Source organism: Halosolutus halophilus (genome assembly GCF_022869805.1).
Classification (GTDB): Archaea; Halobacteriota; Halobacteria; order Halobacteriales; family Natrialbaceae; genus Halosolutus; species Halosolutus halophilus.
Genome location: NZ_CP094974.1, coordinates 4059891 through 4072049, shown reverse-complemented (window position 1 = coordinate 4072049; position 12159 = coordinate 4059891). Strand labels below are relative to the sequence as shown.

The window sequence follows — 12159 nt, the reverse complement described above, 5'->3', positions numbered from 1 at the left end:
AGGAAATGAGGATTCCACCCCTGCGGTCCGCCGTACAGATGGGATCTGATGTTAGCCTCGACAGTTCGGTGACGCCCGATCGGTCCGCGATCGCGTCATCGAACGTGTGGACCCAAATTGTGTGAGTGTGTACAACATTCACCGCCAACAGACCCTCCCCTCACGGGGAGTAATATAGCATTCCGGTTGATCCTGCCGGAGGTCATTGCTATTGGAGTCCGATTTAGCCATGCTAGTTGCACGAGTTTAGACTCGTAGCAGATAGCTCAGTAACACGTGGCCAAACTACCCTACAGAGCACGATAACCTCGGGAAACTGAGGCTAATAGTGCATACGGCTCGCTACCTGGAAATGGTACGAGCTCGAAACGCCCCGGCGCTGTAGGATGTGGCTGCGGCCGATTAGGTAGACGGTGGGGTAACGGCCCACCGTGCCAGTAATCGGTACGGGTTGTGAGAGCAAGAGCCCGGAGACGGTATCTGAGACAAGATACCGGGCCCTACGGGGCGCAGCAGGCGCGAAACCTTTACACTGCACGCCAGTGCGATAAGGGGACTCCAGGTGCGAGGGCATATAGTCCTCGCTTTTGTACACCGTAAGGTGGTGTACGAATAAGTGCTGGGCAAGACCGGTGCCAGCCGCCGCGGTAATACCGGCAGCACGAGTGATGACCGCTATTATTGGGCCTAAAGCGTCCGTAGCTGGCCAGTCAAGTCCATCGGGAAATCTCTCCGCCCAACGGAGAGGCGTCCGGTGGAAACTGTCTGGCTTGGGACCGGAAGACCAGAGGGGTACGTCCGGGGTAGGAGTGAAATCCCGTAATCCTGGACGGACCACCGGTGGCGAAAGCGCCTCTGGAGGACGGATCCGACGGTGAGGGACGAAAGCTCGGGTCACGAACCGGATTAGATACCCGGGTAGTCCGAGCTGTAAACGATGTCTGCTAGGTGTGACACAGGCTACGAGCCTGTGTTGTGCCGTAGGGAAGCCGTGAAGCAGACCGCCTGGGAAGTACGTCCGCAAGGATGAAACTTAAAGGAATTGGCGGGGGAGCACTACAACCGGAGGAGCCTGCGGTTTAATTGGACTCAACGCCGGACATCTCACCAGCACCGACAGTGTGCAGTGAAGGTCAGTTTGATGAGCTTACTGGAGCCACTGAGAGGAGGTGCATGGCCGCCGTCAGCTCGTACCGTGAGGCGTCCTGTTAAGTCAGGCAACGAGCGAGACCCGCACTCCTAATTGCCAGCATGACCCTTGTGGTCGATGGGTACATTAGGAGGACTGCCAGTGCCAAACTGGAGGAAGGAACGGGCAACGGTAGGTCAGTATGCCCCGAATGTGCTGGGCGACACGCGGGCTACAATGGCCGAGACAGTGGGACGCAACCCCGAGAGGGGGCGCTAATCTCCGAAACTCGGTCGTAGTTCGGATTGTGGGCTGAAACTCGCCCACATGAAGCTGGATTCGGTAGTAATCGCGCCTCAGAAGGGCGCGGTGAATACGTCCCTGCTCCTTGCACACACCGCCCGTCAAAGCACCCGAGTGGGGTCCGGATGAGGCCGGCGTAACGCCGGTCGAATCTGGGCTCCGCAAGGGGGCTTAAGTCGTAACAAGGTAGCCGTAGGGGAATCTGCGGCTGGATCACCTCCACAGACCGAGACCGGGGCGACGCCCCGGCTCACCTTTGCGATTCGCGGCCACAACCTGTGGCCACACGTTCGATCGACCACGCACGGCCGATCGGGCACCTTTGAACTGTCGAGGCTAACACTTGCTCCCTGCTGGTCACTCCAGCAGGGGTGGGCCCATAGCTCAGTGGTAGAGTGCCTCCTTTGCAAGGAGGATGCCCAGGGTTCGAATCCCTGTGGGTCCATGTCTCGGAGGAAATCTCGGATCGTATCCCTTAAGTGGGAGACGGCCCGACGATTGAATCCGAACACAACCGATGCACCACCCCGCGCAAGCGTGGGTGGGAAGGGTTAATGCACGCTTGCAGTCTACAAGCGTGCGGATGAGACCGTGTGTACGTGTAGTCCAGGCGTCCACTGGACCCGTTCCCGGGTCACTACGTGATTGCATTGTGCAATCGCCGATCCGATGAACGTGGCTACTGTGCCAGCTGGTGGATCGCTCGGCTCGAGAGCTGAAGAAGGACGTGCCAAGCTGCGAAAAGCCTGAGGGAGCCGCACGGAGGCGAAGAACTCAGGATCTCCGAATGGGAATCCCCACCGCAATTGCTTCGCGCAATGGGGAACGTCGAGAATTGAAACATCTTAGTATCGACAGGAATAGAAAGCAAACGCGATGTCGTTAGTAATGGCGAATGAACGCGACGCAGTCCAAACCGAAGCCCTTACGGGCAATGTGGTGTTCGGACTGACGATCACTCCGCGAAACTCGACACGAAGTCTCTTGGAACAGAGCACGAAACAGGGTGACAGTCCCGTACTGTCGACGAGTAACGGACGAGTCAGCTCCAGAGTATCGGGGGTTGGATATCCCTCGAGAATTCCGCGGGCATCGACCGCGAAGACTAAACACTCCTCGAGACCGATAGCGAACAAGTAGCGTGAGCGAACGCTGAAAAGCACCCCAAGAAGGGAGGTGCAATAGGGCGTGAAATCAGTTGGCGATGGAGCGACGGGGCACGAAAGGTCCCGAACAAAACGACCGAGACGCGAGTCTCCTGTAGGAAGTTCGGGAAGCCGGTGTTCCGTCGTACGTTTTGAAAAACGAACCAGGGAGTATGCCTGATTGACGAGTCTAACCCGATTATCGGGGAAGGCGCAGGGAAACCGACATGGCCGCAGTCTTACGACGAGGGCCGCCGTGTTCAAGCGCGGGGAGTCAATCGGGCATTACCCGAAACCGGACGATCTAGGCGTGGACAAGGTGAAGCGTGCCGAAAGGCACGTGGAGGCCTGTTAGAGTTGGTGTCCTACAATACCCTCTCGTGATCTACGTCTAGGGGTGAAAGGCCCATCGAGTCCGGAAACAGCTGGTTCCAACCGAAACATGTCGAAGCATGACCTCCGCCGAGGTAGTTCGTGAGGTAGAGCGACGGATTGGGGGACCGCACTCCGAGAGGAGTGCGCCCCCCTGTCCAACTCCGAACTTACGAACGCCGTTCGACGCGGGGAGTCCGGTGCGCGGGGTAAGCCTGTGTACCGTGAGGGAGACAACCCAGAGCTGGGTTAAGGTCCCCAAGTGTGGACTAAGTGCGATCGAAAGTGGTGCCGAGCCCTAGACAGCCGGGAGGTGAGCTTAGAAGCAGCTACCCTCTAAGAAAAGCGTAACAGCTTACCGGCCGAGGTTCGGCGCGCTGAAAATGATCGGGGCTCAAGTCCACCACCGAGACCTAGCAGTGCGGATCACACCGCAATCTTGTAGGTTGGCGTTCTGTTCGGGTGGAAGCACGGCCGAGAGGTCGTGTGGACCGTTCAGTAACGAAAATCCTGGTCATAGTAGCAGCGTTAGTCGGGTTAGAACCCCGACGGCCGAACGAGTAAGGGTTCCTCAGCAATGCTGATCAGCTGAGGGTTAGCCGGTCCTAAGTCGTACCGCAATTCGAGTACGACAACAGGGAAATAGGTTAATATTCCTATGCCAGTGTGCACTCAAAGCCGACGCTTTGGGGCCGCCTGAGCCGGGTTTTCGCCCGGTCGAACTGTCGAACTTCGTGGAAGCCGTAATGGCACGAAGCGAACGAATGGCAGGATAGCGCAAGTCAGGTCAACCTAGAGCCCGTGAAAAGGCGAGCACACTGTCCGTACCGAGATCCGACACAGGTACTCGTGGCGGCGAAAGCCAAGGTCTGTCGGGAATAACCGACGTTAGGGAATTCGGCAAGTTAGTCCCGTACGTTCGCAATAAGGGATGCCTGCCCCGCAAAGGGGCAGGTCGCAGTGACTCGGGCGCTCCGACTGTCTAGTAACAACATAGGTGACCGCAAATCCGTAAGGACTCGTACGGTCACTGAATCCTGCCCAGTGCGGGTATCTGAACACCCCTTACAAGGGGACGAAGGACCCGTTAACGGCGGGGGTAACTATGACCCTCTTAAGGTAGCGTAGTACCTTGCCGCTTCAGTAGCGGCTTGCATGAATGGATCAACGAGAGCGCCACTGTCCCAACGTTGGGCCCGGTGAACTGTACGTTCCAGTGCGGAGTCTGGAGACCCCCAAGGGGAAGCGAAGACCCTATAGAGCTTTACTGCAGGCTGTCACTGAGACGTGGTCGCCATTGTGCAGCATAGGTAGGAGGCGTTACACAGGTACCCGCGCTAGCGGGCCACCGAGCCAGCATTGAAATACTACCCGATGGTGACTGCGACTCTCACTCCTGGCGGAGGACACTGGTAGCCGGGCAGTTTGACTGGGGCGGTACGCGCCTGAAAAGATATCGGGCGCGCCCCAAGATTTCCTCACCCGGGTCGGAGATCCGGGACAGAGCGCAAGAGCATAAGGAAGTCTGACAGTGTCCGGCACAACGACGGACGCTGACGCGAAAGCGTGGTCTAGCGAACCAATTAGGCTGCTTGATGCGGCCAATTGCTGACAGAAAAGCTACCTTAGGGATAACAGAGTCGTCACCCGCAAGAGCACATATCGACCGGGTGGCTTGCTACCTCGATGTCGGTTCCCTCCATCCTGCCCGTGCAGAAGCGGGCAAGGGTGAGGTTGTTCGCCTATTAAAGGAGGTCGTGAGCTGGGTTTAGACCGTCGTGAGACAGGTCGGCTGCTATCTATTGGGGGTGTTACGGTTCCTGACGGGAACGTTCGTATAGTACGAGAGGAACTACGAATGGGTGCCACTGGTGTACCGGCTGTTCGAAAGAGCACGTGCCGGGCAGCTACGCACCACGGGGTAAGAGCTGAACGCATCTAAGCTCGAAACCCACCTGGAAAAGAGGAACCACCGAGGCCACTCGTAGAAGACGAGTTCGATAGACTCGGGGTGTACGCACCAAGGCAACGAGGTGTTGAGCCCGCGAGCACTAACCGGCCAAGCCACACATTCATAACTATCGCATTGGATCCGTGACGCGGTGAACGGGTCCGGGCGCTAACTGGACTACACGTACATGACGGTCACATCAGAAGCCACCGATATTGGCATGATCACGGTTCGATTCCGTGAATCGGCGTTACGGCGGCCACAGCGGCGGGGTTCCTCCCGTACCCATCCCGAACACGGAAGATAAGCCCGCCTGCGTTCCGGCGAGTACTGGAGTGGGAGACCCTCTGGGAAATCCGGTTCGCCGCCGACCACTCATACTCACCTTTCGAGCCTCGCACAGCCACGGCTGTACGGGGCTTTCTACATGTATGGACGGCGCTTCGGCTGCGCCGTACCGCTATGCTTAAACGACCGCAGTGACAACCACGTACTGCGCCAAGGTGGCAGAGTCCGGCCGAACGCAGCGGCCTGCAGAGCCGCCCATCGCCGGTTCAAATCCGGCCCTTGGCTTATACCAAATTCCTTACAATCCAACTTGGTTGGAGGATCCAGACGCACCCAATCGCGTCTGGAACACGCTTTTCCGATACTTCCGAAAAGCGTCATGAACCCCATCTCGCGATAGCGACCGCTGGGTCTTCAGCGGAAACACGGGGGTGTTCGGCATGATCTCCGCGAGCGACAGGTTCGGCCCGTTCTGCGGCGCCCTCGGCTGCACCGAAGACGCCGACATCGTCATCCGCCACCCCGAGCGTGGCGAACTCGTCGTCTGCAACGACTGTACTGGCGGCTACGCGGTGATTCGCCATGTCTGAGCCAGACGTCTGTCCAGAGGACGCCCTCCAGGTTGCCCAGCGTGCTCTCGCGAAGGTGAACGATCTCGAGCAGGAACTGGCAGATCTTCGGAAGAGCCACGACGAAGCCCTCGATGATATCGCCGCCCTCGAACTCCGTCTCTCGGAGTTAGACGACAACACCGACTACCGAGATCTCTCCCAGGATCGGAAGGTAGGAATGGTCCGAGAGCACGCCTTCAAGAAAGCCGTCGACGGCCACGGGAGAGCATCGCTCACCTACGATGACGTGAAGTGGGGCGTTTTCGAGGGCCAGCCCGGGAACAGTCAGTGCTACCGGTTACTCCGACGGGCAGCGGGCTACGACAACGACGGAAACTGCGTCCAGGACGTCCCCGGTTTCGACCTCGACGAGAGCAGCCGGCCGATGAAACTGACCGTGAACGCCGAAGCGGCGAAACGAGGAGCCGCGTTTTCTTCCCGGAATAAAACGGGATCGGGGGAGGTGCTCTGAAGATGCGTTTATTCCACAGAGGCATTCCACCTCCACTTTCAGACAGTGAAAGTTGTCTGTAGTACTGCCTGTAAGCAACTGTCCGCTACCGCCGGGTACGCCGAATCCGACGCCGTCCGACGCCGTCGTTCGCGATCGGAACGCTCCGATTCGGAATTATTCCGGCAAGAAAACGCGACCGATCACATGTCACAACCACAATCCGAAGGCGGAACACTCACCGATCGTCTCGCGACGAAGTTCTATCGTCGCTACTCCAAAGAGGCGATCGGCCAGCTGGTGCAACGCTACCCGAACGAACAGCGCTCGCTCGAGATCGACTGGCGCGACATCTACCAGTTCGATCCTGACGTCGCGGACGACTATCTCTCGCAGCCGGAACAGATGCGCCGGTACTTCGAGGAAGCGCTCCGCATGTTCGACCTCTCGATCGACATCGAACTGAACGCGCACGTACGTGTCGGGAACCTCCCGGAGGAGTTCACCTTCTACCCAGGTGAGTTCTCCCCGTCGAAGCACCTCAGCGACTACCGGGGCATTTGCGGCGAGATCACGAAGACATCCGATGTCTACCCGAAGATCGAGGAAGCGGCGTTCGAGTGCAAACTCTGCGGCACGCTCACCCGCGTCCCGCAGTCGAGCGGTGACTTCCAGGAGCCCCACGAGTGCCAGGGCTGTGAGCGCCAGGGGCCATTCAGAGTGAACTTCGACCAATCAGAGTTCGTCGATGCGCAGAAACTCCGGATCAAGGTGCCGCCGGAGCTTGCTGAGGGCGCCGGCCAGAAGATCGACGCGTTCGTCGAGGACGATATCGCCGGCGACGTCACCGTCGGTGACCGCGTCGTGATCACGGGGATCATCCACTTCGAACAGGAAACCAAGAACTCGAAGAAGCAGCCGACGTTCGATCCCTATCTTGAAGGCCACCACATCGAGATCGAGCAGACCGATCAGCAAGATCTCGACGTCACGAACGAAGAGCGCACGCGGATCCGCGAGCTCACCAACGGCGCCGAAGGCGATCCGTTCGACGTGGGTGCGCAGTCACTCTCGACGAAGGTTTTCGGCTACGACCTCGAGAAGAAGGCGCTCATCCTCGCGATGGTTTCCGGTGGCCAGATCCAGTACGACGACGGCGACACCGACCGATCGACACTGAATGTCTTCCTGATAGGTGATCCGGGAACCGGGAAGTCGAAGCTCATCGATCGCGCCGAAGAGGTCGGCTGGCGGACTGTCGGCGTCACGAGCCGGCGAGCCACCGGGCCCGGTCTCACCGTGACAGCTGAACAGGACGATTTCGGCGATGGCGAGTGGTCGCTGAAAGCAGGCGCGTTCGTGAAGGCAAACGGCGGGACGGTCTGCATCGACGAACTGGACGACATGGACCGCGAGACGCGGGCCTATATGCTGGAGCCAATGTCGAAGCAGAAGATCAACGCGACGATCGCAGGTGAGCGGGCGACGTTCGAGACCAAAGCGTCGGTGATCGCCGCAGGCAACCCGAAGCACGGCCGGTTCGATCAGTACGAACCCATCCCGGAGCAGTTCGATTTTCGCTCAGATCTGCTCTCGCGGTTCGACCTGATCTTCACGGTCCAAGACAAACCGAACGAAGACGACGATCGAGAACTGGCCGATCACGTTCTCGACGTCCGTGACGCCGCGAAGCGAGACGATGTCGATCGTGACGAGGACGATACCGAGGTCGAGCCGATCGTTGAAGCCGACCTCTTCCGGAAGTGGATCGCCGTCGCGAAGCAGCAACCGAACCCGCCGTTCGAGAGCGAAGCGGTCAAAGAGCAACTGCGGGATAGCTTCCTCGAGATCCGCCGGCTATACGACGTCGACGATAACTCGCCGGTCCCGGTCACTTTCCGTGACCTCGAGGCACTGGTCCGGATCGCAGAGGCTGCGGCGAAGTTCGAACTCTCGGAGGTCATCACCGAGCGCCACGCTCGGATCGCGACGGAGATGGCCGGCCGATCGATCCGAGACGTCGGCATGAACGAAGACGGCGAGTACGATGCCGACGTCGTCGAGGTGGGCACGTCGACGAGCCAGAAGAAGCGGATGAAACTGCTCGCAAGTGCGATCAACGAACTCGAAGACGAGTATGACGACGGTGTTCCCCGCGATCGCGTGATCGAGGTCATGATCGAGGATGACGATCGGTGGAGCGCTGATCGGCTGCACTCGGATATGGACAACATGCTGGAGGACGGCGTCGCGATCGAGCCAAAGACCGACCATATCCGGTACCTGGGGAGGGCGTAACCATGTCGGTGCAAAAACAGCGCGACCAGACGGAAGTAGAACGGCGCAAACGCACGAAGCAGGTCTACGAGGCCGTTCTCCGCGCCGTCGACTACAACAGCGGCCACAGGCAGCCACCACTCGCGAAGCAATCGTCGGTCATTCAGACGCTCCACGCAGCGGGTTACGGTCACTACGGACTCGAAGAACTCCATCGGGCGATCACAGCCGCTCTCTCGAACGGCGATCTGTTCCGTGCGAGGGACGACAAAGACGATGTCCGGTTGGGGATCAACGACGCAGAGAAACTGCTCGAAAAGATCGAAACGAATCGCTCGCGCTGCGAGAGCCTGCAACGGGACGTGATCGGACTGGCGAATCAGCGGATTCAGAAGCTCCGGGGTGATCGAGATGACTGACCGGAACGATACCTGCACGGACAGAACTGATCACCAGCCCTCTCAGTATAGTTCGCGAAGAAAGGGGGTGCCTGTACTGGGTGAGTACGGTACCGGTCACCGAAGTGGCCGAAATGTCTTGGATCCACAGGTACAGGATTTGGATCCTATCGGGCGGATCCATCCATCCGAGGACTCTCTCGCTGCGTATACTGCCTCACAGCGTTCGCAGACGGCCACAATGCGATTATGGTCGCCCAAAGTGATCACCCCGAGAAGTATCCCCCGACCCAGCACCATCAATCCCTATCAGAAATCCTGTGTAGATCACTGTCAAGAGAACTTCAATAGGAAGCGACCACTTCGCACGGCTACTGGACACTCAGGGTCTGAGAACTCCACGGGAAACGACGGGGGTGATCGCTGATGCAGACGACGAACATCAGCTGGGCCGACTATACCTGGAATCCGGTCACCGGCTGTAGCCACGCTGGTCCGGAGTGCTGGAACTGCTACGCCGAATCGTTCTCACTCCGCCAGGGGCGAACAGAGAGCGAATGGACGCAGGAAAACGCCTCGGAGAACGTCACGATGCATCGCGTTCGTCTCGAGGAGGACCTCGACGGCTACACCTTCCCCGAGGGACCGGGCCGCGTCTTCGTCGGCTCGATGACCGACATGTTCCACCGCGAGGTGGATCCCGAGTTCGTCCAAGAGGTCCTCGATCGCGTTCGCGAGCATCCCCAGCACGTCTGGATCTTCCTGACGAAACGGCCACATCACGCGTCGGAGTGGCGGCTCGGCTGGCCAGAAAACGTCTGGCTCGGGACGTCCGTCGGCTCGGGCCCTGGGGGTAAGTTCCCGTCGACGACCCACCGGATCGAGCAATTACGTGACGTCGACGTCGCGACGAAGTGGGTCAGCTTCGAGCCACTGATCGAGCCGATCGGCGAGGTCGCTCTGGACCACATCGACTGGGCGGTCGTCGGCGGCGAGAGTGGGGCGGCCGACGATCGGCGGGAGATGGATCACGCGTGGGCTCGCGAGATCCTCGAACAGTGTCGCGAGCAGGACGTCGCGTTCTACTTCAAACAGAGCTCCGGGCCTCGGCCGGAGATAGGGACACGGCTGACGGTCAAGAACGACGACTGGGGAGTGTACGAACAGCGACGGATCCGCGAGTTCCCACCGCTTCCGGACGTCACGAAGCGCGCCCGAGGTGATGAGTCGAACCGATGAGTGTCTTCGAAGACACCTACGAGCTCTGGGACAACGCCCTCGAGCACGACGACGTCACGACGGTCGAAGATCCGGCCTCGATCGAGACGCTCCTGGAGGCGCGTGACAGCTGGGAGCAGCTGGGTAACGAGCGTCGCGACGGGACGCTCGTCATCTCGATCGAGATGGCTCGCAAGATTCCGCGTGGCTGGGTCGAGATTGAGGGGCCGGCAGTTCCGCCAGGCCACGAGGAGTTCCGGCCGTTCGACGACATGATCTCGATCATCGACGGCACAGATCGTAGCGCGTTCATCTGCCGATCGGATGCCGTCCGACTCGATATGACGATCCTGGATCCCGACGGCGTCGTCGCGATCGACTTCGATGGAGGTGACTAGACCGATGTCTAAGCAACAAGGACGGGACCTTGAGGCCCTCCCACCGAGTGCGAAGTTCGTGTACAAAGTCCTCGAATACGAGGCGCCACTCACACAGAAGGAGATCATTGAGGAGACACAGCTGACTCAGCGGACCGTCTACAATGCGCTCCAAAATCTCGAAAAGGTCGATGTCATCGACAGCCATCCTCTCCGGACAGATCTTCGTCAAGACGTTTACTATCTAAAGTAAGCCTTGTCGTTTCTGGATGATCGCTCAATACAGGTGAAGGCGTTACCGAAGTAATGATCTACCTCTCCGATAGCTATCAGAAACCGCGTGCGAGATACAGAGGATGGATGCAGCAAACCGACATCGTTCATTCCAAGCAATTCATACTGAACCAGTCGGTCAATAGACCTGCGAGCTCAACAGCCTATTCACTTGAAGAGAATCCGGAATTATCTGCACAGCAGTGCTCACTTCATTTCTCGAAACTCCCCACACCCACAAGAACACTCGGATCTTCCTATTGGACCGATGTCGCCCGACAATAGCTCTCTCGCAGCGTACACCCTCCCGCACTGGCAACAAATTGCCGCGAACCGATTTTGTTGAGCCATTGCATTCACCCAAATTCTCAAAACAATTCCTAACCCCTTCAGACTCTACCCATTGTGTTTAGGTCGTTCACTACACGTGTACTGAGCGATCACCGCCTTCGCAGATTAAGCTAAATGTCGGGCAACATTTGCGCCCTGTATCTTGCACGCGCCGAATCATCTACCGAGAATCTGTCAGAGAGAGCCTGCTGAATACAGAGGATTAGTGCAGCACGACGACTTCGTTTGTTTCACGTCGAAGCCAATGAATCGGCTGTTCAGTAGATATGCGAACCTAACGCGGTTACTTCTATCAGCTACCGTTGGTGTTGGTAGAGCCGTGTCCAGTTAGTCAATCCAGCAAAAGAGAAGAGTTTACTTTCTCTCAGCTGAATTTTCAGTTGCCCGTATCGCCTCGACTCCAAACTGAACTACGTTAGGAGGAAGTTCACTTTCCTGTAGCTCTGTTGTCGTATACCATTGCCATGCATCTGCTCCTACTTCATCAGGTTCGGGGGATATGTCACGATTTGGAACAGTAGCGTAGTATACGTGGTCGATATGCTGATGTCCGACATCCCCATCGTGAACATTTATATCGTACAGCATTTGGTGGCGGGGGTGCGGGAGTACCCGACCTCCAGGAGTGTCAACTGATTGTGTGTTATCAAGAAGCGTTGGATCGAGTCCTGTCTCTTCCCGTACTTCCCGAAGGCCAGCTTCATGAGGTAGTTCATCTCGATCAACGTGGCCTGTTGGAGGGATCGTTTTTCCGATATGTTCGTGTTCGTGTAGTGCTGTTGCCCCATTGTTTACCACGTAAACGGTGGCTGTGAAATGGCGAGTTGTCTCCATGATATGGACAGAAAACTATTGCTACATGTATTCTCCGTATTTAACACGCTATTCTTGACAGCTATCGAGAGGATCAATTGTCTCTTCAGTACCTGCTTAACCTGTACTGAGCAAACACTGCCTTCGTAAATTGAGCCAGATTTCGTGCCACATTCGCGCTATCTATTCAGCAGAAGTTGAA

General features: G+C 57.9%; 8 protein-coding genes, 2 tRNA genes and 3 rRNA genes. 12 read left to right on the top strand and 1 reads right to left on the bottom strand.

Features of this window, described 5'->3' with window-relative positions:
• Nucleotides 1-179 precede the first annotated feature (179 nt).
• The 12 genes from MUG98_RS20130 to MUG98_RS20075 all read left to right on the top strand — a co-directional run bounded on the left by MUG98_RS20130 (nt 180) and on the right by MUG98_RS20075 (nt 10773).
• Nucleotides 180-1654: ribosomal RNA gene (locus MUG98_RS20130) — 16S ribosomal RNA — on the top strand.
• A 151-nt stretch (nt 1655-1805) separates the two neighbouring features.
• A tRNA-Ala gene (locus MUG98_RS20125) sits at nt 1806-1877 on the top strand.
• 225 nt (nt 1878-2102) lie between these two features.
• Nucleotides 2103-5022 (top strand): 23S ribosomal RNA (locus MUG98_RS20120).
• A gap of 129 nt (nt 5023-5151) precedes the next feature.
• Nucleotides 5152-5273, top strand: a 5S ribosomal RNA gene (rrf, locus tag MUG98_RS20115).
• The 16S, 23S and 5S rRNA genes sit together here with 2 tRNA genes alongside, the layout of an rRNA operon.
• 124 nt (nt 5274-5397) lie before the next feature.
• A tRNA-Cys gene (locus tag MUG98_RS20110) sits at nt 5398-5473 on the top strand.
• 155 nt (nt 5474-5628) lie between these two features.
• Nucleotides 5629-5778 (top strand): hypothetical protein, encoded by a 150-nt coding sequence (locus MUG98_RS20105; protein ID WP_265109201.1) that lies wholly within the window; start codon nt 5629-5631, stop codon nt 5776-5778.
• The gene (locus MUG98_RS20100) at nt 5771-6271 is read left to right on the top strand and encodes a hypothetical protein (protein WP_265109200.1); all 501 of its coding nucleotides are present in this window, start codon (nt 5771-5773) and stop codon (nt 6269-6271) included. Before MUG98_RS20105 ends, MUG98_RS20100 begins: the two co-directional genes overlap by 8 nt.
• A gap of 186 nt (nt 6272-6457) precedes the next feature.
• On the top strand, nt 6458-8548 hold the full coding sequence (locus MUG98_RS20095; protein WP_265109199.1) for a minichromosome maintenance protein MCM: 2091 nt from the start codon (nt 6458-6460) through the stop codon (nt 8546-8548).
• Nucleotides 8549-8550: 2 nt separating this feature from the next.
• Complete coding sequence (locus MUG98_RS20090) at nt 8551-8946, top strand: hypothetical protein (protein ID WP_265109198.1); 396 nt, start codon at nt 8551-8553, stop codon at nt 8944-8946.
• 405 nt (nt 8947-9351) lie between these two features.
• A complete protein-coding gene (locus tag MUG98_RS20085; protein WP_265109197.1) occupies nt 9352-10164 on the top strand; it encodes a phage Gp37/Gp68 family protein in 813 nt (270 codons plus the stop codon).
• Nucleotides 10161-10541 carry a hypothetical protein gene (locus MUG98_RS20080; RefSeq protein WP_265109196.1) on the top strand — a complete coding sequence of 127 codons (381 nt, stop codon included), beginning with the start codon at nt 10161-10163 and terminating at the stop codon, nt 10539-10541. Before MUG98_RS20085 ends, MUG98_RS20080 begins: the two co-directional genes overlap by 4 nt.
• Before the next feature lie 4 nt (nt 10542-10545).
• Nucleotides 10546-10773 (top strand): MarR family transcriptional regulator, encoded by a 228-nt coding sequence (locus tag MUG98_RS20075; protein ID WP_265109195.1) that lies wholly within the window; start codon nt 10546-10548, stop codon nt 10771-10773.
• 725 nt (nt 10774-11498) lie between these two features.
• Here the strand turns inward: MUG98_RS20075 and MUG98_RS20070 are convergent.
• On the bottom strand, nt 11499-11978 hold the full coding sequence (locus tag MUG98_RS20070) for an NUDIX hydrolase (RefSeq protein WP_265109194.1): 480 nt from the start codon (nt 11976-11978) through the stop codon (nt 11499-11501).
• Nucleotides 11979-12159: the final 181 nt, after the last annotated feature.

Bases quoted from the DNA above. Each gene is read 5' to 3' on its own strand.
- MUG98_RS20085 (WP_265109197.1), top strand. From the start codon at position 9,352: ATGCAGACGACGAACATCAGCTGGGCCGACTATACCTGGAATCCGGTC.
- MUG98_RS20080 (WP_265109196.1), top strand. From the start codon at position 10,161: ATGAGTGTCTTCGAAGACACCTACGAGCTCTGGGACAACGCCCTCGAG.
- MUG98_RS20075 (WP_265109195.1), top strand. From the start codon at position 10,546: ATGTCTAAGCAACAAGGACGGGACCTTGAGGCCCTCCCACCGAGTGCG.
- MUG98_RS20095 (WP_265109199.1), top strand. From the start codon at position 6,458: ATGTCACAACCACAATCCGAAGGCGGAACACTCACCGATCGTCTCGCG.
- MUG98_RS20105 (WP_265109201.1), top strand. From the start codon at position 5,629: ATGATCTCCGCGAGCGACAGGTTCGGCCCGTTCTGCGGCGCCCTCGGC.
- MUG98_RS20100 (WP_265109200.1), top strand. From the start codon at position 5,771: ATGTCTGAGCCAGACGTCTGTCCAGAGGACGCCCTCCAGGTTGCCCAG.
- MUG98_RS20070 (WP_265109194.1), bottom strand. From the start codon at position 11,978: ATGGAGACAACTCGCCATTTCACAGCCACCGTTTACGTGGTAAACAAT.
- MUG98_RS20090 (WP_265109198.1), top strand. From the start codon at position 8,551: ATGTCGGTGCAAAAACAGCGCGACCAGACGGAAGTAGAACGGCGCAAA.